General features: G+C 38.4%; 24 protein-coding genes and 1 other RNA gene. 20 read left to right on the forward strand and 5 right to left on the reverse strand.

Annotated features, from left to right (window positions below):
- The first annotated feature begins 180 nt into the window (after positions 1–180).
- Complete coding sequence (locus ACFPYN_RS03685; RefSeq protein ID WP_377732574.1) at positions 181–381, forward strand: hypothetical protein; 201 nt, start codon at positions 181–183, stop codon at positions 379–381.
- Between the two features lie 439 nt (positions 382–820).
- Here the strand turns inward: ACFPYN_RS03685 and ACFPYN_RS03690 are convergent, their stop codons facing one another.
- The gene (locus ACFPYN_RS03690) at positions 821–1,153 is read right to left on the reverse strand and encodes a hypothetical protein (RefSeq protein ID WP_377732575.1); all 333 of its coding nucleotides are present in this window, start codon (positions 1,151–1,153) and stop codon (positions 821–823) included.
- A 113-nt stretch (positions 1,154–1,266) separates the two neighbouring features.
- Here ACFPYN_RS03690 and dinG point away from each other — a divergent pair, with 113 nt between their 5' ends.
- The 8 genes from dinG to ACFPYN_RS03730 are packed head-to-tail and all read left to right on the forward strand — an operon-like array spanning position 1,267 to position 9,040.
- A complete protein-coding gene (gene dinG, locus ACFPYN_RS03695; protein WP_377732576.1) occupies positions 1,267–4,050 on the forward strand; it encodes an ATP-dependent DNA helicase DinG in 2,784 nt (927 codons plus the stop codon).
- 22 nt (positions 4,051–4,072) lie between these two features.
- Positions 4,073–4,243, forward strand: coding sequence for a YpmA family protein (locus tag ACFPYN_RS03700; RefSeq protein WP_377732577.1), 171 nt, complete (start codon positions 4,073–4,075; stop codon positions 4,241–4,243).
- 9 nt (positions 4,244–4,252) lie between these two features.
- A complete protein-coding gene (locus ACFPYN_RS03705; protein ID WP_377732578.1) occupies positions 4,253–4,735 on the forward strand; it encodes a cell wall elongation regulator TseB-like domain-containing protein in 483 nt (160 codons plus the stop codon).
- 16 nt (positions 4,736–4,751) lie between these two features.
- The gene (locus ACFPYN_RS03710) at positions 4,752–5,954 is read left to right on the forward strand and encodes a pyridoxal phosphate-dependent aminotransferase (RefSeq protein ID WP_377732579.1); all 1,203 of its coding nucleotides are present in this window, start codon (positions 4,752–4,754) and stop codon (positions 5,952–5,954) included.
- A gap of 15 nt (positions 5,955–5,969) precedes the next feature.
- Positions 5,970–7,265, forward strand: a complete 1,296-nt coding sequence (gene asnS / locus ACFPYN_RS03715) for an asparagine--tRNA ligase (RefSeq protein ID WP_377732580.1) — start codon at positions 5,970–5,972, stop codon at positions 7,263–7,265.
- Positions 7,266–7,305: 40 nt separating this feature from the next.
- Positions 7,306–8,022, forward strand: coding sequence for a DnaD domain-containing protein (locus tag ACFPYN_RS03720; RefSeq protein WP_377732581.1), 717 nt, complete (start codon positions 7,306–7,308; stop codon positions 8,020–8,022).
- Positions 8,023–8,034: 12 nt separating this feature from the next.
- Positions 8,035–8,703, forward strand: a complete 669-nt coding sequence (nth, locus tag ACFPYN_RS03725; protein ID WP_377732582.1) for an endonuclease III — start codon at positions 8,035–8,037, stop codon at positions 8,701–8,703.
- The gene (locus tag ACFPYN_RS03730; RefSeq protein ID WP_377732583.1) at positions 8,690–9,040 is read left to right on the forward strand and encodes a YpoC family protein; all 351 of its coding nucleotides are present in this window, start codon (positions 8,690–8,692) and stop codon (positions 9,038–9,040) included. The genes nth and ACFPYN_RS03730 overlap by 14 nt, the downstream gene beginning before the upstream one ends.
- Before the next feature lie 48 nt (positions 9,041–9,088).
- On the opposite strand, the gene ACFPYN_RS03735 is transcribed toward ACFPYN_RS03730, so the two are convergent.
- On the reverse strand, positions 9,089–11,821 hold the full coding sequence (locus tag ACFPYN_RS03735; protein ID WP_377732584.1) for a PBP1A family penicillin-binding protein: 2,733 nt from the start codon (positions 11,819–11,821) through the stop codon (positions 9,089–9,091).
- A gap of 16 nt (positions 11,822–11,837) precedes the next feature.
- Positions 11,838–12,458: a Holliday junction resolvase RecU gene (gene recU / locus ACFPYN_RS03740; protein ID WP_377732585.1), complete on the reverse strand. Its 621-nt coding sequence runs from the start codon at positions 12,456–12,458 to the stop codon at positions 11,838–11,840.
- Between the two features lie 183 nt (positions 12,459–12,641).
- Here recU and ACFPYN_RS03745 point away from each other — a divergent pair, with 183 nt between their 5' ends.
- The 9 genes from ACFPYN_RS03745 to ACFPYN_RS03785 all read left to right on the forward strand — a co-directional run bounded on the left by ACFPYN_RS03745 (position 12,642) and on the right by ACFPYN_RS03785 (position 22,115).
- Complete coding sequence (locus ACFPYN_RS03745) at positions 12,642–12,827, forward strand: hypothetical protein (RefSeq protein ID WP_377732586.1); 186 nt, start codon at positions 12,642–12,644, stop codon at positions 12,825–12,827.
- 421 nt (positions 12,828–13,248) lie between these two features.
- Positions 13,249–13,635: a DUF1798 family protein gene (locus tag ACFPYN_RS03750; protein WP_377732587.1), complete on the forward strand. Its 387-nt coding sequence runs from the start codon at positions 13,249–13,251 to the stop codon at positions 13,633–13,635.
- Between the two features lie 31 nt (positions 13,636–13,666).
- Positions 13,667–15,901: a DEAD/DEAH box helicase gene (locus tag ACFPYN_RS03755; RefSeq protein WP_377732638.1), complete on the forward strand. Its 2,235-nt coding sequence runs from the start codon at positions 13,667–13,669 to the stop codon at positions 15,899–15,901.
- The gene (locus tag ACFPYN_RS03760; protein WP_377732588.1) at positions 15,891–17,165 is read left to right on the forward strand and encodes a ribonuclease H-like domain-containing protein; all 1,275 of its coding nucleotides are present in this window, start codon (positions 15,891–15,893) and stop codon (positions 17,163–17,165) included. Before ACFPYN_RS03755 ends, ACFPYN_RS03760 begins: the two co-directional genes overlap by 11 nt.
- Positions 17,166–17,240: 75 nt before the next feature.
- Positions 17,241–17,534, forward strand: a complete 294-nt coding sequence (gene gpsB / locus ACFPYN_RS03765; RefSeq protein WP_377732589.1) for a cell division regulator GpsB — start codon at positions 17,241–17,243, stop codon at positions 17,532–17,534.
- A 64-nt stretch (positions 17,535–17,598) separates the two neighbouring features.
- Positions 17,599–17,976, forward strand: an RNA gene (rnpB, locus tag ACFPYN_RS03770) — RNase P RNA component class B.
- Between the two features lie 109 nt (positions 17,977–18,085).
- Positions 18,086–19,222: a THUMP domain-containing class I SAM-dependent RNA methyltransferase gene (locus ACFPYN_RS03775; RefSeq protein WP_377732639.1), complete on the forward strand. Its 1,137-nt coding sequence runs from the start codon at positions 18,086–18,088 to the stop codon at positions 19,220–19,222.
- Positions 19,223–19,279: 57 nt separating this feature from the next.
- Positions 19,280–21,187 carry an ATP-dependent DNA helicase gene (locus ACFPYN_RS03780; RefSeq protein ID WP_377732590.1) on the forward strand — a complete coding sequence of 636 codons (1,908 nt, stop codon included), beginning with the start codon at positions 19,280–19,282 and terminating at the stop codon, positions 21,185–21,187.
- A 631-nt stretch (positions 21,188–21,818) separates the two neighbouring features.
- Positions 21,819–22,115 carry a TIGR04104 family putative zinc finger protein gene (locus tag ACFPYN_RS03785; protein WP_377732591.1) on the forward strand — a complete coding sequence of 99 codons (297 nt, stop codon included), beginning with the start codon at positions 21,819–21,821 and terminating at the stop codon, positions 22,113–22,115.
- A 76-nt stretch (positions 22,116–22,191) separates the two neighbouring features.
- Here ACFPYN_RS03785 and ACFPYN_RS03790 read toward each other — a convergent pair whose 3' ends face one another.
- On the reverse strand, positions 22,192–22,350 hold the full coding sequence (locus ACFPYN_RS03790; protein WP_377732592.1) for a hypothetical protein: 159 nt from the start codon (positions 22,348–22,350) through the stop codon (positions 22,192–22,194).
- A gap of 197 nt (positions 22,351–22,547) precedes the next feature.
- The gene (locus tag ACFPYN_RS03795; protein ID WP_377732593.1) at positions 22,548–23,255 is read right to left on the reverse strand and encodes a DNA alkylation repair protein; all 708 of its coding nucleotides are present in this window, start codon (positions 23,253–23,255) and stop codon (positions 22,548–22,550) included.
- 335 nt (positions 23,256–23,590) lie between these two features.
- On the opposite strand from ACFPYN_RS03795, the gene ACFPYN_RS03800 reads away from it, so the two are divergent.
- Together ACFPYN_RS03800 and ACFPYN_RS03805 are read left to right on the forward strand one after the other, a co-directional pair.
- Complete coding sequence (locus tag ACFPYN_RS03800; protein WP_377732594.1) at positions 23,591–25,093, forward strand: carboxypeptidase M32; 1,503 nt, start codon at positions 23,591–23,593, stop codon at positions 25,091–25,093.
- Between the two features lie 190 nt (positions 25,094–25,283).
- Positions 25,284–26,081, forward strand: coding sequence for an HAD-IIA family hydrolase (locus ACFPYN_RS03805; RefSeq protein WP_377732595.1), 798 nt, complete (start codon positions 25,284–25,286; stop codon positions 26,079–26,081).
- The last annotated feature ends 114 nt before the right edge of the window (positions 26,082–26,195 follow it).

The following is a 26,195-nucleotide window of genomic DNA, read 5'->3' on the forward strand; positions in this document are numbered from 1 at the left end:
TTGAATACTATCCAATCGTGAGGTTATGTCAACCTAGGGTGTATGCGAGAATGTATGACAGTTGAGCAATTGAATAGAGGTTTTGTGTACGGATCAGGTAAGTTGAAAGAATCAATAATTGAAACATTAATTGATTTGGAACGTAAACCTATTATGTATATTGGTTAAGGAGTTGAGGAAATGACTCAAATTGATGAAAATTTCAAATGTGAAAAATGTGGTCATACTAAAAGTAAGACTGGAAAAATTGGAACCACAGGATACGATAAGGTAAAAAAGATTGGCAGCATTATGTCATTGGGAACTGGAATGTTTATTTCGTGTTGTGCGTCTTGTGGTGATGTATATTCTCTAAAAATAGAGAATCCAGATAAGCTCTAAACCCCTTATTTGTTCTTCAAGTTATTAGTGCAATTGTTCAATAAGTGCCATCGGCTATTGTGATAACGTTTAATATAAAAACGGCTGCCTTTACCTTGTGTTTATTTATTTTGATTCCTTCAGTAGGTGATTGGAGTGAAAGGCGGCGACTCCAGCGGGAAAAGCGTGTCCAGGTGAGACCCCACAGGAGCTTGCGACGAGGAGGCTCACGGACCGCCCGCGGAAAGCGTCCGCGTGTAACGAAAATCACTCAGTCGTTTTAACAGTGCGATAAAAGAAAAGCCACTCAAACTCGATAAACTGAGTTTGAGTGGCTTTTTCTTTGAACTTCTATTTCCTCAACCGAGTGTCATGTCAAACCTGTTATCCAGGTTTCACAATACTACTTTATGTTTGATCCATGAGTTTACCTGTTCATTCTTAACGACTAACTTCATCCTTAATTTAAACGCAATGTTTCAATCATTTCTTTTCCATCTATCATTTTTGTAGAGAACGCGATGTTGTCATTTTCTTTAATGATATCAAAATCTCCTGAGGCATCTTCAGCAACTTCGTAGGTTTTTACTTCACCTTCATAATCAATGATGACCTTGTTTTGGTCATCTCCTTCAAATCCTTTAAAGACTCCATTTACTTGTGTCGTTAGTTCAATTCCTGCTGCGTCACCATCTTTCACTTCATTATCGACGCTAACTTCGGGTTCAGCATTGCAAGCAGTTAGTGAAAATACTAAAAAACCAATGGCGGTATATCGAATCCATGATTTCATTTCAGAAAACCTCCTTTTTTGGTTAGACGTATTTGTATCCTCTCAGTTACACGTGTTCAGCTGATTTGTGATACAATTTTTTTATTAGAAGTCTAAATTGTGAGTTGATATTTATGCAAAATGTAAATTATGCAATCGTTGATATTGAAACAACTGGTCATTCCCCTGCAAAAGGAGATCGAATGATTCAATTTGCTGTTGTTTTCGTTCGTGATTGGAAAATACAAACAACTTATTCAACCTTTATTCAGCCAGGAAAGAAAATTCCTTTTTTCATACAGGACTTAACGAATATCTCTGATGAAGATGTCAAAGATGCTCCCATTTTTGAAGCAGTGGCTGGTGATATTTTTGACATGCTGCAGGACTGTGTATTCGTTGCGCATAATACGAATTTTGATTTGTCTTTTGTTCAAGCAGAATTTAAGCGAATCGGCTTTCCTTTGTGGAAGGGTAAGAAAATGGACACAGTTGAGTTATCTCGTCTGCTATTCCCGACCTCCTTTAGTTATAAACTTCAGGATATTACTTTAGAACGCGGTATCCAGCTAGCAAACGCTCATCGTGCAGACGATGATGCCTACGCTACAGCAGAGTTGTTTATTGAGTGTATGAAAGAAATTGAAAAACTCCCAATTCAAACAATCGAACATATTCATAAACGGTCATTCCAATTAAAACATGACATTTCATCGTTGTTCTTTGAAGCACTTCAGAAGAAAAGAGTCATGTCAAAAGTAGAAGATTTGGATATTTATAAAGGAATTGCTTTGCTTAAAAAACAACTCCAACCAGATCCTGTCGAGTCATTTACGTACTATCCAGAAACAAAAAATCAAAAACGATTGATGTTCTCGGAAGGTTTACAAGACTTTAAAGAACGACAAGGTCAATTTCAAATGATGGATGCCATTTGGCAAACTTTTCAAGGGAAAAATGAAATAGCGATAGAAGCATCAACAGGCATAGGAAAGACACTTAGTTATTTAATTCCTAGTTATTTTCATGCAAAACAACAGGGCAAGAAGGTATTAATTAGTACATATACGTCACACTTAATGGAGCAGTTGCATGAGGTGGAAGTTCCTAAATTAGAAGCAATCGTCAACAGCAAAGTAAATGTGGCGATCTTAAAAGGTGCACGACATTATCTTGATTTACATCGTTTTGAAGAATTGCTGCGAGCGGAAGATGAGTCTTACGATGATACATTCGCTATTTGTCAAATACTGGTGTGGCTCGCAAGGACACAAACAGGTGATGTGGGAGAATTAAATGTTTCAAGTGGTGGTCAATTTTTCTTAGACAAAGTAAGAAAAAATGCATTCTCTATAAAGTCATCTGAAATAAACGTTCATGATTTTCATTCGTATGCGTTAGCTCAAAGTCAAAAGGCCGATATATTAATTACCAATCATGCGATGTTGTTCACAGATAAACATCGATTAGAGCCTTTGTTAACCAATCAAATCACTTCATTCGTTATCGATGAAGCCCATCAGTTTGTGCAAGCGGCAAATGCTCGTGATGAACGGATTTTTTCATATACACAGTGGAAGTATGTATTTGGGCAACTCGGTACACGTGACCAAGACCAATTAACGTCTTCCTTTGCACGTGTATTAGGACGTCAAGGTGTGGAAGTAACTAGCACCTTTGAAGAACTCGATCGGATGTATACACATTGTAGTGACAAGTTTGATGAGGCAGTCCTATCGCTTGTACAAAATGTCAGTCGTAAGAAGACAGCTAAATCTCACTCTAAACAAACCATTCTACTCGAAGAATTAGATTTAGATTTTGATGTATTAAACGAGGTCTACCATTATTTACAAAGATGGCTCACCATAGCTGAAAACTTGCTAGATCGAATTTCAACGAGTCAATTAGAATCTAGTCATAGTGAGAAATTAATCGTAGCAGAGTGGCAATACTGGCTAAATGAAATGAAAATAAAAACAGGAGAATGGGTTGATATTTTTCTATCTTCCCTTTCAGAGCATTCTGTATGGATTGAGCTTGATCGCAGAAGTGTTCCTGGCAGTTTACATGTCTATAAAAAACCTATTGATTCGACACGTGCTGTCAATGAAATATTTGATGAATGGCGTGGAAAAGCAGGTATCATCTGGACGTCCGGCACTTTATCTGTACCAGGAAATAGCCGATTTATTGTCAATCAATTAGGACTTCCTGAAGAGGTTCAAATCAAGACGTATTCGGCATCAAGAGATTTTTACCAAGGCGCAAATTTATTTATTGTAGATGACATGCCGGATATTCAACATGTTTCACAATCTGATTTTATTGAAGCGGTTGCTGACGCGGTCATTCAAACTGTGTTAGTAACGGAAGGTCGATGTTTTGTGTTGTTTACATCACAAGAGATGTTGAGAAGAACAGTAGATTTAATTCAAGATACCAATTTACTTGAAGGTTATATGTTATTTGCACAAGGCATGACATCAGGTAGTCGAATGAAGCTGTTAAAATCCTTCCAACGATTCCGTAAATCTGTGTTGTTTGGAACGAATAGTTTTTGGGAAGGTGTCGATGTACCGGGAGATGCACTATCTGCAGTTATCATGGTGCGATTGCCATTCTCTTCACCTGAAGAACCTGTTTTTAAAACCCAGGCAGAGCGTTTAACGAAACAAGGCATCAACTCCTTTACATCATTCGCGTTGCCTGAAGCTATTCTTAGATTCCGTCAAGGATTTGGGCGTTTAATTCGATCGTCTACGGACAGAGGTGTTTTTATTGTGCTTGACCGCCGAATCGAATCGAAGTCTTACGGAAAAGAATTTATTCGTGCATTACCTGATATCCCGATGAAGAAAGTCTCCTTAGAAGATATGGTCTTAGACCTGGAACATTGGTATAATGAGAATGTATGAGTAAACAGAGAAGGGGTTTCGAATGGAAAGCAAAATTGAAATATTATCAACGGTTACGGTTGACTATCAATCAGACTTGTATAAAATTGTGGACGCCTTGAATCGTACTTTAAAACATCGAGATTTAATGTTCGGACTTGCACTAGAGAAAGATAATCAAGAGAAAGCCGTTTTCACAATTTATAAAACGTAAGGTGCATACATGAAACGATGGATTATTTTTATAAGTGTTTTTATTCTTTCGCTAAGCCTGGTTATTAGCTTGTTTGTTATTTGGAAAGCAGGGCAACCTTTTTCAGATGAACGAGATAAAGCTGAACTACTCGTGTTAAAGGAAGAAAAATTAAAAGAAGTATCAGTTTCAGAAGTCTATAATGGATCAAATACATATGTTACCGTCAGTGGTAATGATGTAGACGGGAAAGGGAAAGTTGTATTTGTCCCAATTACCGGTAAAGATTTAGCCATTGAAGAAGTGATGCTGAAAGATGGAATTTCAAAAAAACAGGCGATAGATGCCGTACAAACCGAATTTAAAGTAAAAGAAGTGTTACATACTAAACTCGGTTGGGAACAAGACAATGCGGTTTGGGAAATCACTTTTTTGAATGAAAATGATAAATTAAATTACGTTTACTTATTGTTCGAAGACGGAAAATGGTGGAAACGTATTTTGAATTTGTAAAAGGGGACGACTGTTTATGAAACCGCAATTAGCTAATCGTGTTCACACATTAACACCATCAACAACACTGGCCATTACGGCAAAAGCGAAAGAGTTAAAACAACAAGGCATTGATGTGATTGGTCTAGGTGCAGGAGAACCAGATTATAATACGCCTCAAAACATATTAGATGCAGCTCTTAAGTCAATGAATGAAGGCCATACAAAATATACACCTGCTGGTGGTTTACCTGCCTTAAAAAAGGCGATTATTGACAAGTTACAACGAGATCAAGGATTGACTTATGAACCATCTGAAATTTTAGTAGGAATAGGTGCAAAACATGTACTCTATACGTTGTTCCAAGTTTTATTAAATGAACAAGATGAAGTCATCATCCCAATTCCATATTGGGTGAGTTATCCTGAACAAGTTAAATTAGCTGGTGGTGTTCCTGTATATATTGAAGGAACAGCGGATCAACAATACAAAGTGTCAACACAACAGATTCAAGCTGCAATAACTGAAAAAACACGTGCCATTATCTTAAATTCTCCTAGTAATCCATCTGGTATGATTTATTCGGAAGAAGAATTAACAGAAATCGCGAAAGTGTGCAAAGATGCAAATATATGGATTATCTCAGATGAGATTTATGAAAAATTGATTTATGGGGACGCAAAACATGTATCAATTGCTGAAACGTCGGATGATGCCAAAGAACGTACAATAGTCATAAACGGGGTGTCAAAATCTCATTCAATGACTGGATGGCGTATCGGTTATGCGGCTGGAAACAAAGAAGTAATTAAAGCAATGACGGATTTAGCAAGCCACTCTACATCTAATCCTGTGACCACTTCTCAATATGCTGCAATAGAAGCGTATAATGGACCACAAGATACGGTTGAAGAGATGCGAGCAGCATTTGAATCGCGTTTAGAAATCATTTATCCAAAAGTGCAAGCTATCCCTGGCTTTAACGTATTAAAACCACAGGGTGCATTTTATTTACTACCGGAAGTCTCAGAAGCTGCACGCATGACTGGATACGCATCTGTGGATGCATTTGTAGATGCATTACTGACTGAAGCAAATGTTGCAGTAATTCCAGGTTCTGGGTTTGGTGCACCATCGACAATTCGCTTATCATATGCAACATCGCTTGATTTACTTGAAGCGGCTGTAGCTCGTATAGACACATTTGTACAATCAAAATGGCAAGAAGATTTGCTGTAATCTCTGGAGGAACTTATGAAAAAAATTATGATACACGATATGCCAAAACACTTAGGTGAAACTGTTAAATTAGGCGCTTGGTTAGCTAACAAGCGTTCTAGCGGAAAGATTGCTTTTTTACAACTACGCGATGGAACAGGATTTGTGCAAGGAGTAGTTGTTAAAGCGGAAGTACCTGAAGAATTGTTTGCAATAGCAAAATCAATGACTCAAGAAACTTCAATGTATATCATTGGTGAAGTTACGAAAGACGAACGTTCTTCGTTCGGTTACGAACTTCAAGTTAAAGAAATCGAAGTTATTCACGAAGCAGTTGATTTCCCAATTACGCCAAAAGAACATGGTACAGAATTTTTAATGGACAATCGCCATTTATGGTTACGTTCACGCAAACAACATGCCATTATGAAAATCCGTAATGAAGTAATTCGTGCAACATATGAATTTTTCAATGATAATGGGTTTGCAAAAGTAGATCCACCAATTTTGACTGGCTCTGCTCCTGAAGGAACGTCAGAATTATTCCAAACTAAATATTTTGATGAAGATGCTTATCTATCTCAATCAGGTCAACTTTATATGGAAGCTGCTGCAATGGCGCTTGGGAAAGTATTTTCATTTGGCCCAACATTCCGTGCAGAAAAATCTAAAACACGTCGACACTTAATTGAATTTTGGATGATCGAACCCGAGATGGCTTTTGTAGAATTTGAAGAAAACTTGGAAGTCCAAGAACAATTCGTATCGTATGTTGTTCAGTCGGTATTAAAGAACTGTAAATTAGAATTAGAGCGTTTAGAGCGTGATGTGACGAAACTTGAACATATTCAAGCACCTTTCCCACGTATTTCTTATGATGATGCCATTATTTTCTTAAATGAAAATGGATTTGATGACATTAAGTGGGGAGATGACTTCGGTTCTCCACATGAAACGGCTATCGCTGAACATTATGAGAAGCCTGTATTTATCACACATTATCCAATTGGTATTAAACCGTTCTACATGCAACCACATCCAGACCGTGAAGATGTAGTTTTGTGTGCGGATTTAATCGCACCAGAAGGATACGGCGAAATTATTGGTGGCTCAGAACGTGTTCATGATTACGATTTATTAAAACAACGTTTAGATGAACATGGTCTAGATCAAAAAGCATACGCTTGGTACTTAGAACTTCGTAAACAAGGTTCTGTACCTCACTCAGGATTTGGATTAGGTCTAGAGCGAACTGTAGCATGGATTAGTGGTGCAGAACACGTTCGTGAAGCAATTCCATTCCCACGTTTATTAAACCGATTGTATCCATAAATAGCACTGTAATAATATAAGTACAAAGGAGAGTTCAGGTATGCAACAGCAAAATCCGGATCGGCTCCGTATGTGGACAGAGCAGGGAAATGTAACTATTTCCCAGCTCTTTTTTCAACATTATAAAAAGTGTGATATACAAGATGACGAAGCCTTTCTCATTCTTCATATGTTAGCGTTTATCGACAAAGGGAATCATTTTCCGACGCCTGACGATTTAGTGGGGCGTTCCCATTTTACACACGAACAAGTTAGCCGACATATGCAAAGATTATTTCAAAAAGGATACCTATCCATACAGCAAAGATATGATGAAAAAGGTGTGCTATTTGAAGCTTTTTCATTCCATTCATTATGGAATCGGATAATAGATCTTTTGCTGACGGAACAAACGACAGAAAAAGAAATGACTCAAAAAGAGCAAGAAGGCGATATTTTTCGTCTATTTGAGCAGGAATTTGGACGTTTGTTGTCACCGATGGAAAGTGAGACCATTGGAATGTGGATTGATCAAGATCAACAATCTCCTGAGCTCATCCGTGCAGCATTAAAAGAAGCCGTACTAGCTCAAAAGATGAGTTTACGTTATATCGACCGCATCTTGTTCGAATGGAAGAAGAAAAATGTTAAGACGATGAAAGATGTCGAAAAACAAGCTAGTCAATTTAGAACGGTACCAGAACGAACAGCGTCACCAACACCAACACAGAAGACCAATAAAGTGCCTTTCTACAATTGGTTAGAAGAGCGAGAGTAGGGAAGTGAGTAAATGTTAACAAAAGGGCAATGGGAGTATTGTTTATCAGAAATGGATAGGATGTTTCCGGATGCTCATTGTGAGCTTGTTCACAGCAATCCATTTGAGCTGACGATTGCAACATTACTTTCCGCACAATGTACAGATGTTCTCGTAAATAAAGTAACGCCTGGTTTATTTGCCAAATATCAAACACCTCAAGATTATTTGAACGTTTCAATAGAAGAGCTTCAAAATGATATTAGGTCCATTGGATTATTTCGCAACAAAGCTAAAAATATTCAAGCGTTAAGTCGACTCGTAATCGAGCAATTTAATGGAGAAATACCAGCAAACCGCGATTTGTTAACAACACTTCCAGGAGTGGGTAGGAAGACGGCTAATGTCGTCGTATCCGTGGCTTTTGATATTCCAGCTCTAGCGGTAGATACACATGTAGAACGCGTGTCAAAACGCTTAGGTCTTTGCCGATGGAAAGATTCCGTGTTACAAGTTGAAGAGACAATCATGAAAAAGACACCGATGGACAAGTGGTCGCGAACACATCATCAACTCATTTTCTTCGGTCGTTATCATTGCAAGGCACAAAACCCACAATGCCCAGTTTGTCCTCTATTGCCGTTATGTCGAGAAGGTAAGAAACGTGTGAACAAAGGGTTGGTTAAAATTGATTCGATTTGACAAGTTCTCACAAAAAGATCACCTAAATGGCATCTTACAGCAATGGTTTGCCGTGAAAGATCGTATTCAAAATGCTTATGAGCAGAAGGATCAAAATGTTCATAAGCACATGCTAGTAGCTATTGAGCTTTATCAAAAACTACTGGTAGAAGCTTCTGAAACGGTTGTTTTTGATTCGGTTGAGTTGAAAAATTATGAAGTTCTTCCGCTAAACGGAGAAGAACGCTTTGAGTTTATCGTTACTCAACCTAGTCATTATGCAGCATATCGGCAACTAAATGAATTGTTTGAAGAAACCACAAAGAAAATGGCACGACTTCGAATTCAGTATAAATAAAAAGAAGCAAATCCTTTTAAGGATTTGCTTCTTTTTTATTTATGGAGATTACTCTCCTATTACATCACTGATTACTTTTTCGGTAGAAGCGGCTCTCGCTTCATCAGTAGTAGTGTTTGTTGCTTCGTCAGACCCATCTTCACCTTCAACAGGAGGTACCGGCTCTTCAACAGGAGGTTCTACAGGCTCAACAGGAGGTTCTACAGGTTCCTCAACAGGCGGCGTTGGCTCTTCTTCAGGTGGTGTTGTTCCTTCACCTTCACCATCGTCATTGCCGTTTCCGTTTCCATTACCATTACCGTTCCCATTACCGTTCCCTTCGCCTTCATCTTTATCTTTGTCTTTATCTTCATCTTCATCTTCTGGAGGTGGTTCTTCCTCCACAGGTTCTTCGACTTCAACAGCTTCGATTTCAAGGGTAGTGCTGGCAGGAGAGCTAATTACTTCATCCGCTATTGCCACTACGGTAAATGTATACGTACTTCCTGGTGTGATACCAGTTACTATTAATCCTTTTTGATCTGTTGTTTGAAGGACAGTAGGACTACCTCCATCAATAGCGTATGATACTTCAAATGCGACATCCATTTCTTTTCCGCCAGCTTTAGGAGCTTTGTGCTTCCAAGTCAGTGTTGCAGTTTGATCACCTTCACTATATTCAGCCTTTAATTTTGTTGGAGCGTCTACTTCAGTTTGTTCATATTCTTCTGATACTTGCTTAGGCTCAGAACCACGAACAAATAATTCTGTTTGTTTTAAATTGCTTGGTGTAAATTCACTAGCAAGTCGAAGAGGGGAAGTACCGACTTCAACAGTTGCTTCGATTACAGAATTTGGACGTTTGAAACGTGCTGTTTCTTTGCCTTCTGATATGTTGGTCATAACATTTTTAAAGATACGTTGAGCAAATGTACGTTCTTCTTGGTTATCTGCGTTAATTGGATTGTTAAGATCTTTGTAGCCAGTCCATACTGCGACAGAATAATTTGTCGTGTACCCAGCAAACCAAATGTCAGGTACTGATCCATCTTTTAAATCCCATTTTTTATAGTCATCAGCACTATAATTTGTCGTACCAGTTTTTCCAGCTACATCTAATCCAGGGATGATGGCAGCTTTACCACTAGCGCCACGTCGATCACTTACTACGTCACGTAGCATATCGGTCACCATGAATGCAGTAGAATCTTTCATAGCAGGAGTAGATTTGGGTTTATAGGTTTTTTTCGTCTTTCCATCACGGAATACGATTTCTTGAATCGTATAAGGCTCTGAATACATACCGTCATTACCAAATGCGGCATAAGAAGCTGCTAAATCAATTGTGTTGATACCCGTTGTAGCTCCGATTGCAGCAGACTCATTTTCAAAATATTTTCCATTTATCCCTAATTTATTAGCAAAACTTGTGCGATCGTCTAAATTTACTTCTTTAAACGCTTTGACTGCCGGAATATTTCGGGAGCGATATAAAGCTTCACGCATCGTCATAGCACCTAAATATTCGTTATCGAAGTTTCTAATTTGTTGGTCTCTACCTGTATATTTCATTTCTTCATCGACTAAAGTATGACCGGTAGACCAATCTAGATATTCGATAGCAGGACCATAATCAAGCAGTGGTTTAACCGTCGAGCCAATTCCTCGGTCAGAGCGATCTTGTGCATAGTTGGTTGGAAGGTCATTACCATAGTCTCTGCCTCCGCCAATAGCAACAATTGCACCTGTTTGCGTATCCAATACTGTCAAACCAGCTTGCATGTTTTCAGTAGGGAAGTTCTCACTCTTTAATGTGTCTTCTACAGACGCTTGTGCTTGAGGATCTAGAGTTGTGTAAATTTCAAGTCCATCAGCAATAGAATAACCCTTTGCTTCAAGCTCATTTTTCATAACATCGTAGAAGGCAGGATATTTAAGCGAATTCGAAACTTTTCGTTTCTCTTCTGCTAATAATCCGTCAGCTACAGGAACTGCTTGTGCTTCTTCTTTTTCAGCTGTCGTGATTTTTCCATGTTGTTCCATAAGGCGCAACACGATATTTCTTCTTTTTTCAGCAGCTTCAGGGTGTTTGAAAGGATTATAGTTATTAGGACTTTGTGGAATTCCTGCTAACACAGCCATTTCGTGCAACTCTAGGTCTTTTAATTCTTTACCATAAAAATGAGTTGATGCCGTTCCAAATCCATACGTAGTACCAGACATCAATATTTTATTGAAATACATTTCGAAAATCTCTTCTTTTTCGTATTTCTGTTCTAACTGGTATGCCAGATAAGCTTCTTGCGCTTTTCTTTTTAATGTTTTTTCGTTTTGTAAAAATGAATTTTTTATTACTTGTTGCGTTAATGTACTAGCACCTTGTGAACCAAATCCACTTGTAATATTGGCAAGAACGGCACCGCCTAAACGATAAAAATCTATTCCGTTATGCTTGTAGAATCGTACATCTTCTGTTGCTAAAATCGCATTTTCCATTTCTTTTGGAATGTCTTCGTAATTAATGTATTCGCGATTTTCGGGTCCTAAGGTCATGATTAAATCTTTATTTGTATCAAACACTTTAGAGGGCAATGGATCTTTTAATGATTCTTCATCAAGTTTTGGTGCAGAGCTTGCATAAAACGCGAACAATCCTCCACCAAATAATAATCCTGCTAAACCTATAAGAAGACAGGCAACCACAATTCGTTTTAGCCATCCTGTTTTAGAAGTCTTTTTGGATTTCTTTTGTCTTTCAAGTTCTTTTCTTCGTTGTCCACGAGAATTCACTTTTTCGCTCACGAACGTCTCCTCACTTTCACTGCTTTGCAGATTCCTCTGAAAGCATCTTTGTAACTCCTCGCAAATAGTCGATCGGAGGATATGCTCCAGGAACTATTTCAAAGGCGTTTTGTTCAAAAAATTCGAACGGAATTGATTTACGACCACCTTTACACATTTCATCCCAAGCATCTTGCAGGGGGGAATATGGCAAAACGAAATATCGATTGATCAATGAAAACCGAACAATTAAAAAGGTAAGTCCTTTTTGTTGGGTGACTAATCGCATGTGGTCTATTTGATGGGCATGTATGTTTTTTAAAGGAAAAGAAGTTTTGTTTTTAGTTTCTTTTGCTTCAAAATCTACATGTAGCCCTTGCCAAACCCCATTAAAATCTGTCGTTGAAGCAGTTCGATAGTAAGCTTCTTTTATGACAGCTGCGCTTCGAGACGGATACTCTACTTTGACTACTTGAATCGGTACTGGTTTTTTGTGGATGACGGCCGTACCTTGCTGCATGTAGTAGTCATTCGTTTCATTAATCTCATCCTCTAACGTCTTTCCCCTATTACTGAAGGAATAATCCTTTTTAGGACGTTTTTCAGTAGTATTTTTTGTAGGGGTGTATATTTTGCCATTCGGGTAGTTAATCACCATGCTCGTCACCTCGAATATCAGTGTATCATAACCTTCCCTAATACTAGACGTGAAAGTTCTGTGAAGGGTTTCATTGGAAGATGTCGAATTAGCATACGTTTTAGCTTAATGCTTCTAGTTTTGTCGTTAGCAAAGGATATCCGCTCACAGTGTAGAACTTCACTACTATTGGAGGGATGAACGGTGAAAAGAATTGAAGAATTGATTGAACAACTGTCGTTACTAGAACATATTTTAGAAGCGCGTTTTATACAGGAAAGATCGACTCAAACACAAACCGTTATTGATAGAGGCCACCAAGTGGGAAGAGCAATAAAAGAGACAGAACAAATGATAGAATGGAATATCTGTTCCCGTAAAAGTGGTTAAAACCACTTTTTTTTGTTACTATTAATTGTAAAGCTATGTTAGATATAGCTGTTAATATTCCGCAAAACAGCTACGCTTTCTTAGGACGTGCGCCAAGACTCCTCAGGTCTACAGGGTATTGGTTACGAAGTGTTGCCACACGACGTGGTGTTCTTAGCCTTCGTTCCTTTCCTACGAGTAACCTCAGGAGCAATCTTTTTTGCTCCATATCACTTCAAAGCGAGCTATGTTATTTAATACTGTTCATTTATGTGATTGTAGTGGAAGGCGGCGACTCCAGCGGGAAAAGCGTGTCCAGGTGAGACCCCGCAGAAGCGCAGCTCACGAGGAGGCTCACGGACCGCCCGCGGAAAGCGTCCGCCTGTAACGAAAATCAACAGTAGAGTGTAACAGAGCCATTAGTAATAAAGGAGCTGAGACCATGACATTAATTGAGCAAACAAAATTGGTTTTAGAAGAAAGTAACAAATGTTTAAGTCGTCACCAAGAAATGCGTGACACGGACTCAACTCCAGATTTTTTTTCGCAAGTCAAACCTCACGCCGACCACTGGCACGCTTTCTTAATAGAGTGGAGAGAACAGTCGAGAAAATGGCTAGATGATAATCGTCCAAAACATATGAGAATCCAACAAATTGACGCGGCAATCGAAGCGTTCAACCAATATGTCGTCCAATCATTTTATAAAGACACAGGAAAAAAGAGATTTGCTCAGTCCATCCAATCAACGTGTTACACGTTGCAAACATATTTAAATGCCTTAGAGCAAGAAGGTGCCAAGCTTGAGACCGAAACAAACAATCAATGACATTCTGATTGAATGGAAACAAGATCCTGTTATGCGTGAACGAATTGTTCATTGGCACACTATAGATGAAAAAGAAGCTACTTTATCCGACTTTCCAACTGATTTGCATCCTTCCATTCAACAAGCTTTGAAAGAAAGAGGGATTAACCAATTATATAGTCATCAGCGACAAGCTTATGATACGGCAAGAAGCGGACAGTCATTTACAGCGATTACGCCAACAGCATCAGGCAAATCGCTATGTTATCATTTACCTGTTTTGCAGTCAATAGTTGAAGATTCTTCTTCACGTGCACTTTATTTATTTCCAACGAAAGCTCTCGCACAAGATCAAAAATCTGATTTAAATTTATTGATTGAACAAATGAATCAAGATATTTTATCTTACACATATGATGGAGACACTTCGCCAGCCATTCGCACGAAAGTACGTAAAGCAGGGCATATTGTGTTAACGAATCCAGACATGCTACATTCTGGGATTTTACCTCATCATACGAAGTGGGTTTCTTTATTTGAGAACTTGAAATATATCGTCGTAGATGAACTTCATACATATAAAGGTGTTTTTGGTAGTCATGTTGCACATGTGTTACGTCGCTTGAAACGCATTTGTCATTATTATGGAAGTAATCCCGTTTTTATATGCACTTCGGCAACTATTGCTAACCCAAAAGAATTGGCAGAATCGCTTACAAATGAGACGCATCAGCTCATTGACCAAAATGGAGCACCATCAGGTAAAAAGAATTTTATTTTTTATAATCCACCAATTGTTCACCCTACGTTTGGTGTAAGACGAAGTGCCATTTTAGAGGTGCGGGACTTATCCAAACGTCTGTACAATGAAGGTATTCAAACCATCGTCTTTGCGAAAAGTAGAGTAAGAGTTGAGATGCTTGTTACGTACTTGAAAGAGCTGACGAAAAAGAAAATTCATGATGAATCGATTAGAGGCTATCGCGGTGGCTATTTACCATCTGAGAGAAGACTAATTGAAAAAGGGTTGCGTGATGGAACCATTCGGACAGTCGTTAGTACCAATGCTCTAGAACTGGGCGTTGATATTGGCCAATTGCAAGCCTGTATTATGACTGGATATCCAGGTAATATCGCCAGTGCGTGGCAACAAGCTGGGCGAGCAGGACGTCGACAAGACGAAGCACTCATTGTCTATGTTGCACAATCTACCGCACTGGATCAGTATATCGTTAATAACCCAGCGTTTTTACTTGGACAGTCCCCTGAAGAAGCACGTATTTATCCGGATAATTTAATTATTTTAATGGACCATTTAAAATGTGCTTCATTTGAATTGCCTTTTAAAACGACTGAACAATATGGAGAGTTTGAGATTCAAGAACTTTTAGCTTATTTAGAAGCAGAAGGCATATTAGTGAGAACTTCAGACAAATGGCACTGGATGAGTGATCGTTTTCCGGCACATGAAATCAGTTTACGCTCGGCATCGCAAGAAAATGTCATTATTATTGATCAAACCATTCCAGCTGCAACTAAAGTAATCGGGGAAATGGATCGCTATAGTGCGATGACCTTACTCCATGAAGAAGCCATTTATCTCCATCAAGGCATTCAGTTCCAAGTCGAGAAATTAGACTGGGAAGAAAAGAAAGCATTTGTTAGAGAAGTAGACGTCGATTATTTTACAGACGCTAATTTAGCTGTTGAACTAAAAGTAATGAGCGAAGACCAAACGAAAACGTTTGAAAATGGTTCTGTGTTTTATGGAGATGTTTCTATTTTAGCGATGGCCACCATGTTTAAGAAAATCCGATTCGATACACATGACAATATTGGTTCTGGTCCAATTCAATTACCTCCTGAAGAATTACATACGTCTTCTAGTTGGTTAAGCTTTGATAGACCAAATGGCTGGACGGATGCCATGTTAACCGATGCAATGACGGGTACAGCAACGTCGATTGCTTCGTTTATTCCATTATTTGTTCAATGTGATCGTCGTGATATTCATGTGGTGCCTCAAGTGAAATCTATTCATGCAGAACAACCAACGTTTTTTGTGTATGATAGTTATCCTGGTGGAATAGGTATTAGTGAACGTGTTTTTGAAGTGTGGCCAGAATTACTTGCTTACGTGGAAAGACATGTTAAAAGTTGTCCATGTGACCAAGGATGCCCCGCGTGCATTGGCCCACAAGAAGCGACGATTGGTTTGAAAGATGAAGTGTTAAAGCTTCTGGTGTATTTGCAAATCGAAACAAAAGGTGAGTCATATGTCATTTGAAAAAAATCTCTTACAAATGAAAAAGTTGATTAAGAAAAAGCCAGCGACAAAACAATCGCTGGCTCCTTTTGTCGTTCCTCAAAAACCACATTATACGAAAGCTTGGGAAAATGAAGGGTTAACGGTAATTGAAAATAAGTTTGGAATTGTTTTCGAAAAAAGAATCGTCTATAGTCCTGAATTTAAGCACGGGGATTTTAAACTAAATGAAATCTTTGAGGCTTTCACTTTATGGAATTCCTTTCAAGGCGAACATCCAATTTCGACGGACGGCAAAAAAATCGTCTTTTTTGATACGGAAACAACAGGGTTAAAAGGAACAGGAACTTATATATTTTTAATCGGACAACTCATTTGGAATGAAGACCATTTTGAAATGACTCAACATGTCTTAGCAGACCCGAGTCATGAAGCTGCTTTATTATATGAATGCGGATTGTGGAAACCAGGACAAACGGTCATCACCTATAACGGGAAAAGTTTTGATTGGCCTCAGTTACAGACGCGCTGGACATTAAATCGAGACCATTTACCAAAGTTAGCGGATCCGATTCACATCGATTTACTTCATGGGTCTAGACGAGTTTGGCGAAATGAGCTCGATCAATTCAAACTTGTTCATATCGAAGTAGAAAAACTCGGATTTAGACGAGTTGGAGATATTCCAGGTCACTTAGCACCGATAATTTATCTGGATGCAGTGAAAAGTGGGGTACCCACCACACTCCTAAAAGTGCTTCATCATAACGAATGGGATATCTTATCGTTACTTACGTTGTTTATTCACAGCACCAAGTTGATCTTACAAGAGCAATATAACGACTCTAGTGTATCCTCAACGAATATAGGAAAATGGTTTTCGGATTTAAAAGACTTTGATAAAGGCCAAAGTGTATTTGAACAAATTATTAAAGAGTACAGTAAAAATGATGCCGCTCAAGCATTCTACTTTTTAGGCTATGAATATAAAAGACGTAAACAAATGATATTGGCATATGAAGCCTTTGAGCAATCGCTGATTAATTTACCTGACGTGTGGCAAATAAAAGCGTATGAAGAACTTGCGAAGATAGCAGAGCATGTTCAAAAAGATTTTGATTCCGCTAAAAGTCATGTGGAAAAAGCTGTTTTACTAATAAAACAGTCTCAGTATTTAAAACCTGAACAGAAGGAACGCAAGAATATGGCATTTGAGAAACGCTTAAAACGTATAGTAAATAAACAGACTATTTCCCGGGCAAGCGCAGATTTCGACAGAAACTGAATAGAGTAATGACCGCCAGCAGGGACTTTATGATATAATAAACCCCATGCATGTTACAACGGAAGGACGATGTATATGGACACGAAATTAACTCCTGAAATCATTTTAGAAAAAGATTTTAAAACTGGTATTCGAGGATATAATCAAGATGAAGTAGATCAATTTTTAGATGATGTTATTCAAGATTACAATTCATTTATGCAAACAATTGACACATTACAGTCAGAAAATAGACGGTTAATCGGCGAATTAGAAGATGCTCCAAGACGTCAAGTTGCACCTGCATCAACTGGTACTACTAATTTTGATATACTAAAAAGACTTTCAAATCTTGAGAAACATGTGTTTGGAAGTAAGTTGTACGAATAATTCAACATCTAGTAGTGGATTGATTTTGGGACAAAAAGCTAGTATAATAAAGGAACCAATTAGATAATCCAGGTAATCGCTGCAACGCTTGACGTTGTAGAGGAAAGTCCATGCTCGCACGGTTCTGAGATGACCGTAGTGTTCGTGCTTAGCGAAAAAATAAGCTAAGGCAGTGTTACAGCTGACGGCGGGAACAACACCTAAGTCTTCGGATATGGTCTAGGTTCTCTGAAAGTGCCACAGTGACGGAGCTGACTCGGAAACGTTTCAGGTGGAACGAGGTAAACCCCACGAGCGAGAAACCCAAATTATGGTAGGGGCACTCTCATGCAGGAATTTAACGAATTGAGAGACAGACTTAGTCTGTAGATAGATGATTACTACTCACTTGTACGAGGCGTAAGCCGTTTGAGTACGTGATAACAAAACATGGCTTATTGGGTTTTCTAATGGGTATACTGTGACTAAACAAGCTCTCCACTAACTTCGGAGAGCTTTTCTTAATAAATAAGCAAATTTATGAATGAATGTTAAAAAGGAAGGATGAGATGATGACGACTCATCGATTAGTAGCAACATCGGCAATGGGTTTAGAAGGCATTGTGGCTGATGAAGTAAAAAAATTAGGGTATGAAACGAAAACAGAAAACGGTAAAGTTTATTTTGATGGTGATGAGCGAGCAATTGCACGTGCCAATATGTGGTTACGAGTTGCTGACCGCGTTAAAATTATCGCTGGAGACTTTAGAGCGACCACTTTCGATCAATTATTTGAACAAACTAAAGCGATTCCTTGGGAGAAGTATTTATCCGTGGATGCTGCGTTTCCTGTTCAAGGTAAGTCTGTAAAATCAATCTTATTTAGTGTGCCAGATTGCCAAGCGATTGTTAAAAAGGCAATTGCCGAACGCTTAAAATTAGCGCATAAAAGAATTGGTTTTTTAGATGAATCGGGTGCAACATTTAAGATTGAAGTGAGTATACTTAAAGATGTGGTGAAATTAAGCATTGATACAAGTGGTGTTGGTTTACATAAACGTGGGTACCGCTTAAGTCAAGGTGAGGCTCCATTAAAAGAAACACTTGCTGCAGCACTTGTCTATGTTTCAAAATGGAATCCAAATCGTCCGTTTGTAGACCCATTCTGTGGGTCAGGAACGATCGCTATTGAAGCTGCGATGATTGGTCAAAACTTAGCTCCTGGGTATAACCGAAGTTTTATTAGTGAAGACTGGCCATGGATGCCAAAAAAAATCTGGGAAGAAGTGCGCTTAGAAGCTGAAGAAGCAGCAAACTATGACCAACATTTAGACATCACAGGTTCTGATTTAGATCCTCGAATGATTGAAATTGCAAAAAATAATGCAATTGAAGCTGGTTTTGCTGATTTAATTCAGTTTAAACAGCGTCAATTAAAAGATTTCACAACAACTTCAACCGACGGTGTGATGATTGGAAATCCACCTTATGGGGAACGTATCGGGGAAGTAGAAGTCATCGAAGAGATGATTGATGATATGGGACGCATTATGGATACTCATCCAACGTGGTCTGTGTATATGCTGTCTTCGATGCCAGAGTTCGAAACATTATACGGACGAAGAGCTACGAAGAAACGCAAACTATTTAACGGATTTATTGAAACTAATTATTATCAATATTGGGGTAGAAAATTACCTCGTGAATAGAACTTGAAACGGATAGGTCCACCTATCCGTTTTCTTATCGTTTGAAGGGAGAACACTATGAAACAAACTTTACCATTTGCACTTTCTAAAGACCGATCATTTTTCGAATCACTTGGTGATTGGATGGGTGATGTTTTATATGATGAATTGCCTGAAAAAGGATTTGAATGTCGCGATGAGCAAATTTTCATGGCCTATCAAATTGAAAAAGCGTTAAAAGATAAAAGCGGTCTTTTTGCAGAAGCTGGTGTAGGAACAGGGAAAACCATCGCTTATTTACTACCAGCTATTTCATATGCACGATATACTGGCAAGCCCGCATTAATTTCATGTGCAGATGAAACATTGATTGATCAGCTCGTAAAAAAAGAGGGCGATATTCAAAAGCTGCAAGATACACTTGGCTGGAATATTGATGTTCGACTTGCAAAATCTCGTGATCAATATTTATGTTTAAAGAGACTTGAGCATGAGCAAAAAACAAATGATGAGGACTTCATTGAGCAAATTGAAGATGGAATTCCTGATTTTGTGTATGGGCACCAATCGTTGCAGGCTGTTTACCCTTACGGCGAACGCAGTGCTTTCCCAGACGTAAGTGACGAAGATTGGCAAAAAGTGAATTATCATCCGATACAACAATGTGCGGTTTGTGATATTCGCAATCGTTGTGGTCAAACGATTCATCGCCAAAATTACCGTGAAGCAGGAGATTTAATCATTTGTTCTCATGACTTTTTAATGGAACATATTTGGACGAAAGAATCGCGTGTGCGTGAAGGGCAAATGCCTTTATTGCCAGATGTTTCGATGATTGTTTTAGATGAAGGACATTTATTAGAGTTTGCAGCACAACGTGCATTGACGTATGAAGTGCAAAGCCAAACACTTGTGTCATTAATTGATCGTGTCGCTACAGATGGAGTGCGTGAAAGAACCTTACGTTTGCTTGAAAAATTACAAGATACGCATGATGATTTCTTTAAAGAACTACTTGTTCACGCCTATGGTGAGGGTGAGCGTCTTCATATTAATAAAACGGATCTTGTATTGCAAATAGGTAAAGAACTTGTCAAATTAGTAGAACAACTTCTAGAAGAGTTTGTTTTTGAATCTGAACTTTATACAATAGATGAATACGATCTTCGTATGGTTGAAGAGTATTTAGAACAATATGTATTTTCAATGCAATTATTTGTGCAAAACGGAGATGCAGTCGACTGGGTAGAAGAAAAAGATGGTCTTGAAACACTAGTTATTATGCCACGTCTTGTAACAGACATCTTAAATGAAAAACTATTTACAAGTAAACTACCAGTCGTTTTCTCTTCTGCTACATTGTCTATTAATAAAGATTTTACGTATATTTCGGATGCACTCGGCATTGATAAATATCATTCATTCAGTGTATCTTCACCATTTGATTACGCAGAAGTTATGAAAATTTATGGGTATTCTGTCGAAACTGCGACTAAATCTCAAAAAGCGAGAGAGCTTCTTGCTCAGTCAGATGAGCCAACTTTAATATTGTTCAAGTCGAAGCAGGATATGGTGAGTTTCGAAAACTCTCTTACTGTTGAAGAACGACTTAACATGGCTTGTGAAGGGGAACGAGAATTATCATCCATTGTTCGTGATTTCCAAGCAGGCGAAATCTCTACATTATGTTCTTACCATTTATGGGAAGGTCTCGATTTACCTGCAGAAGCATTAACACGTGTGATTATTTTTGATTTACCATTCCCACCACATGATCCATTGTTTGATGCAAAACGAAAATTCTCGAATGATCCATTTAATGAAGTCGATTTACCATTCATGTTACTTCGTCTTCAACAAGGGATTGGACGTCTGATTCGTACGTCAGCAGATCATGGTTCTATTCATTTACTGCTATCGGATGAGGAAAAACAATTAAGTGATACATTTACACATGTGCTTCCAGTGGAAGTTATTTGGAGTTAATCAAAAAGGACTGTCCTAAAAGTCATGACATATGACTAAGGGCAGTTCTCTTTTTTTATTTAGAGAGTCAATGTCATAATTTATAAAACCGGATGTAAACATGAAGATTCTAAAAACAGAGATTCTGTTGATTTCCGTTACGGGCGGACGCTTTCCGCGGGCATGGCCTCAGCCTCCTCGACGAGCAAAAAACATCTGCTCCTGCATCGCTACGCTAGCTTCGTCGCAAACAAGTTGTGCAAACCACAACTTGTTGTCTGCGGGGTCTTCAGCTCATGCTATTCCCGCTGGAGTCGCCGACCTTCACTTCAATCAACCATAAGTACCATCATGTTCAGAACAGATAACTATTACTGGTTACAATGATCAAATGTAGGTTAAGAAAAAGACTCGTTTTTCTAAGGGGTTCTATTTTGAAGTACAAAACTTCAAATCGCACTTAAAAAAGAAACACAAACGGCATCACGATTAGAACAAAAAAAGCACTCTTATTCATGAGGAATTCTGGAAATTCAGAGTTTCTTTGATTGGAGTGCTTTTTCTAATTGTAAAGTATTGGATTTTGGATGAAGAAAGTATATATTGAAGATAACGAATAGTTCTGAATTTTTAATAGAGAGGAGGAAAAGAGATGCCGAAATGTCAAAACTGCGAATATGAATGGGCCTGGTGGGATACAGTTAAAATAGGATTTAAAAATAACAAGAAGTGTCTTAATTGCCATAAAAGGCAATATGTAACTCCTGATGTAAAACGGAGTCATTTCCTCTATTACTTCGTTCCTGGAATGGTACTTCTAATCTGCAAACCACTTTTAAATTTAAGCGGTACGGCTTTCCTATCTATGGCATTTTTATTTGTACTTATTATGATTGTTACAATACCCTACACAATCAAGCTAACGAATGAACACGAGCCACTTTGGTGAAATAGATAATATGGAATCAGCACCATGATGCGTTCGGGATCTGGAAATTCAGAGTTTCTTCGGTTGGTAGGTGTTTTTACATTAAAAAACTACCACGGACTTCATAAAAAGTATCTCTTTCATCCAGTTCCATTGGTGTAATGGGAACCTCAATGTCAATGATCTTATCGGTGGATTGAGCAAACCGTTTCATCTTACTCATCGAAGATATCCAATTCACACTTGAAGCAAACATTGTTACGAAACTCCTCACCCATACACACTTAGTGTTTCCTCTAATACCTGACTTTCCGTGAGTCCTGTGTATTCCGTATAATGGCAAATTAGTTTTTGTGTTTTCTCCGACAATTTGATTCTTTGGATTCGACATTCCGATACATCGGCTTGATAAATTTCATCGCTTGTTAGCAATTAGCGAAACAATAAACTATTTTAACACCTTACATTTTTGCGTTTAAAACCAATTGGACCTCTATTTAAATGTTTTTGAATACTTTCGGAGGCAAGAAGGATATTGTTTTTTTTATTGTCCCGCCTAATTTCGACTGGTCCTACTGCTTTTGCGGTTTCAACCGCCTTATCATGGAGGGGCAAATATGAAATACCGACTGTGTAGATAAAATTATTCATAGCGGATTTCGTTCGATCTGGAGAATTGTGAATCGTCTTTTCTACCTGATCAAGCATACTGGCAAGCTTGCTTGTGGTAAATTCAACATCCGGGCGACTACCCAAAAGCCAACAATAACAGCTCCAGCCTGCCGACATTCTAAGTTCTTCACCGCTTGCGATCCATTTATCGGCAACGCCTTGCGCGAAATCGGTTTCTGCCAAGGTAACTGAAACCACAAAATCCGAAAGCATATAAAAATACGCTGCATCCATCCAACGCTCAAAGTCTGACTCTGTCATTGTCGTTGTGTCCGCAATGATGCCGGCAAAATACATAGCATCATAGTTACCCGTTGCGTAAAGTTGCTCGGCTAAAGGCTGATTAATCTTGATTTTCTTTGCGAGCGGCTTCATTTTACCTGTAGCCACGCCAAAAAGCGGCTCATGCGCACCATTACTCATACTACTCTTTTTAAGCCTCTCATTACTAAGCGCTTCCAATTCCTTCATAACCATTTCGACATTCATCGTTTAGGATCACCCTCCTTATTAAGCTACATTTAACGTCTTTTCTTATTAAACTAAACTACTGAATTACTGCACAATCTTATCAATATATTAACATAAATATCCAACATTAATCGTTTTTAGGGCAATCTAAATAATTGATTTGCACCAGTATTTATACTAAATTCCTCCACTAAGTTGCACTGCTATTAATCGTACATTTTCGCTACACCCTAACGATGATAGCTGTAAAGTTTGTTCATAAAAGACAACAATTATAGCCTTTATATTTATCATAGTTTTCTGTCTTTATGTTAAAATGAAGTAGATGTTTGATTAGTATTGGGGGAATTGACATGGAAACGACAGAGAAATTTTTAGATTATGTTAAAAAGATGCAAGCTTATACGGAAGCAATTGGCTTGATGTATTGGGATTTACGTACAGGAGCTCCGAAAAAAGGAGTCGATCAACGTTCACAAGTAATAGGTACGTTGTCATCTGAAGTATTTGGTATGCAAACTTCAGACGAGTTGGCGACAATGCTAGACGAGCTTGGCAGCAATTTAGATTCACTGGATTCAATTACAAGAAAAACAGTTGAAAAAGTTAAAAAAGAATACGATATGAGCAAGAAGATTCCTGCTGACGAGTATAAAGCTTACGTGATTTTGACTTCAAAAGGAGAATCTGTTTGGGAAGAAGCTAAAGAGAAGTCGGATTTCTCATTGTTTTACCCATACTTAAAAGAAATCGTTGAAACGAACAAACGATTTGTTTCTTACTGGGGAGTAAAAGACGACAACCCTTATAACACACTTCTTGATGAATATGAACCAGGAATGACGACTGAAATTCTGGATGAGGTATTCGGTGAATTGAGAAAGAAAATTGTACCTTTAGCGAAGAAAATTGCAGATTCTCCAAATCAACCGAAAACCGATTTCTTATTTAAACATTTTCCGAAAGACAAACAACAACAATTTAGCTACGATATTTTAAAACAGCTCGGCTATGATTTTGATGCGGGTCGTTTAGACGCTACTGTTCATCCATTCGCGACTGGATTAAATCGTGGGGATGTTCGAATTACAACGAAATATGATGAAAATGATTTTCGTACAGCGGTTTTTGGCACGATTCATGAATGTGGTCATGCCTTGTACGAACAAAATATTTCTGCCGATTTAGAGGGTCTGCCCCTATCAACGGGGACATCAATGGGTATCCATGAATCTCAGTCATTATTCTATGAAAACTTCGTAGGACGTAATGAGAATTTTTGGAAACATAATTACGAAACACTCCAAGGGTATGCACCTGAGCAATTCGGAGCTGTTTCTGCAGAAGATTTCTTAGCAGCAATTAATGAATCGAAATCGTCACTTATTCGAATTGAAGCTGATGAATTAACGTATCCACTTCATATTATGATTCGTTATGAAATTGAAAAAGGCTTATTTAATGGGGATATGAAAGTAGAAGATCTTCCACAAATTTGGAATGATAAATACGAAGAATACTTAGGTGTACGACCGTCAAATGATGCTGAAGGAATTTTACAAGACGTTCACTGGGCAGGTGGAGCATTCGGATACTTCCCGTCATACGCTCTTGGATTCTTATATGCGTCTCAACTGAAAGCTGCAATGTTAAAGGATCTTCCAAACTTTGACGAGCTTTGTGCAAATGGAGACCTAGAACCGGTTAAAAATTGGTTAACGGACAAAGTTCACCGTCATGGCAGCATGAAGAAACCATTAGAAATTTTGACAGAAGCAACTGGCGAAGGATTGAATGCGACGCATTTAGTGGAGTATTTAGAAGAGAAGTATGGGCGTATTTATCAATTAGATTAAAAAGTATAATCTGTTAAGTAACGAAGAAGCAAAAACTTCATAAGACCAAGACTTAAATTAAAAACGCTTAGCCAAAAAATTGGTTAAGCGTTTTTTAAATATTATCATCAATATAGATTGGCATGATTCCAGTGAGAAAGGGTAGATATCTATATACTCAAATGAACGGATAAGAGAAGGAGGCCATAACATGGCAGGTTACATTTTTGATCTCGATGGAACGATTTATCTTGGTGACAAACTAATTGAAGGTGCCCTCGAGACATATAATTATTTGATTTCCAATGGACATAAAGTGGTATTCGTAACGAATAAACCCATTGCTTCTCAGGAAGACTATCATCGCAAACTTACGAAATTTGGTTTCGATGTGACCGTCAATCAAATTGTCAACTCAAGTTATGCAACGGCGATTTATTTGACAAAGTATTCAAAACCAACTGATCAAGTGTATGTGGTCGGTGAGCAACCGCTAATGGATGAGCTGAATCAGGCAAATATATCGATGACGAATAACCCGCTCGACGCTGATTATGTTGTTGTCAGCTGGGACCGCCAATTTACTTACGATAAACTGAATAATATGTATCAGGCATGGAAGAGTGGTGCAAAATTTGTGGCGACTAATCCAGACCGGACGTGTCCTGTTGATGGAGGAGAAGTGCCAGACTGTGGATCCATCATGGGTGCTTTCACCGCGGCTACTGGACAGGAAATCACAGAAATCGGTGGCAAGCCTTCTCGACTGATGGCAGATCTCGTCCTTGAAGAAGTACTACAAATGCCCGCGAAGGAATGCTTTATGATTGGGGATCGCTTGGAGACGGACATACTGATGGGTAACAATGCTAACCTGATTACCATTCTAGTATTATCAGGCGTCACGACTGAAGAAATGGCAAATAATTCAACCATTAAATCGACTTACACCTTGCCCAGCGTTAAAGAGTTACCAAGTTTCATTGAAAGCTTAGCTAGCCATTATTAACTTTCCCATACAATATTTTACGACAAATAAGTAGCAAATAAAAAGAGGCAAGTGAAGTGACAAAATCACTTAACTTGTCTCTTTTTCTCTTTTGACATAAACATAATGAGTAAC

This window comes from Paenisporosarcina macmurdoensis, from assembly GCF_042658845.1.
Classification (GTDB): Bacteria; Bacillota; Bacilli; order Bacillales_A; family Planococcaceae; genus Paenisporosarcina; species Paenisporosarcina macmurdoensis.

Excerpts from the sequence above, each read along its gene's own strand:
- ACFPYN_RS03685 (WP_377732574.1), top strand. The coding sequence starts at position 181 with ATGACTCAAATTGATGAAAATTTCAAATGTGAAAAATGTGGTCATACT.
- ACFPYN_RS03690 (WP_377732575.1), bottom strand. The coding sequence starts at position 1,153 with ATGAAATCATGGATTCGATATACCGCCATTGGTTTTTTAGTATTTTCA.
- dinG (WP_377732576.1), top strand. The coding sequence starts at position 1,267 with ATGCAAAATGTAAATTATGCAATCGTTGATATTGAAACAACTGGTCAT.
- ACFPYN_RS03700 (WP_377732577.1), top strand. The coding sequence starts at position 4,073 with ATGGAAAGCAAAATTGAAATATTATCAACGGTTACGGTTGACTATCAA.
- ACFPYN_RS03705 (WP_377732578.1), top strand. The coding sequence starts at position 4,253 with ATGAAACGATGGATTATTTTTATAAGTGTTTTTATTCTTTCGCTAAGC.
- ACFPYN_RS03710 (WP_377732579.1), top strand. The coding sequence starts at position 4,752 with ATGAAACCGCAATTAGCTAATCGTGTTCACACATTAACACCATCAACA.
- asnS (WP_377732580.1), top strand. The coding sequence starts at position 5,970 with ATGAAAAAAATTATGATACACGATATGCCAAAACACTTAGGTGAAACT.
- ACFPYN_RS03720 (WP_377732581.1), top strand. The coding sequence starts at position 7,306 with ATGCAACAGCAAAATCCGGATCGGCTCCGTATGTGGACAGAGCAGGGA.
- nth (WP_377732582.1), top strand. The coding sequence starts at position 8,035 with ATGTTAACAAAAGGGCAATGGGAGTATTGTTTATCAGAAATGGATAGG.
- recU (WP_377732585.1), bottom strand. The coding sequence starts at position 12,458 with ATGGTGATTAACTACCCGAATGGCAAAATATACACCCCTACAAAAAAT.
- ACFPYN_RS03750 (WP_377732587.1), top strand. The coding sequence starts at position 13,249 with ATGACATTAATTGAGCAAACAAAATTGGTTTTAGAAGAAAGTAACAAA.
- ACFPYN_RS03755 (WP_377732638.1), top strand. The coding sequence starts at position 13,667 with ATGCGTGAACGAATTGTTCATTGGCACACTATAGATGAAAAAGAAGCT.
- ACFPYN_RS03760 (WP_377732588.1), top strand. The coding sequence starts at position 15,891 with ATGTCATTTGAAAAAAATCTCTTACAAATGAAAAAGTTGATTAAGAAA.
- gpsB (WP_377732589.1), top strand. The coding sequence starts at position 17,241 with ATGGACACGAAATTAACTCCTGAAATCATTTTAGAAAAAGATTTTAAA.
- ACFPYN_RS03775 (WP_377732639.1), top strand. The coding sequence starts at position 18,086 with ATGACGACTCATCGATTAGTAGCAACATCGGCAATGGGTTTAGAAGGC.
- ACFPYN_RS03780 (WP_377732590.1), top strand. The coding sequence starts at position 19,280 with ATGAAACAAACTTTACCATTTGCACTTTCTAAAGACCGATCATTTTTC.
- ACFPYN_RS03785 (WP_377732591.1), top strand. The coding sequence starts at position 21,819 with ATGCCGAAATGTCAAAACTGCGAATATGAATGGGCCTGGTGGGATACA.
- ACFPYN_RS03790 (WP_377732592.1), bottom strand. The coding sequence starts at position 22,350 with ATGTTTGCTTCAAGTGTGAATTGGATATCTTCGATGAGTAAGATGAAA.
- ACFPYN_RS03795 (WP_377732593.1), bottom strand. The coding sequence starts at position 23,255 with ATGAATGTCGAAATGGTTATGAAGGAATTGGAAGCGCTTAGTAATGAG.
- ACFPYN_RS03800 (WP_377732594.1), top strand. The coding sequence starts at position 23,591 with ATGGAAACGACAGAGAAATTTTTAGATTATGTTAAAAAGATGCAAGCT.
- ACFPYN_RS03805 (WP_377732595.1), top strand. The coding sequence starts at position 25,284 with ATGGCAGGTTACATTTTTGATCTCGATGGAACGATTTATCTTGGTGAC.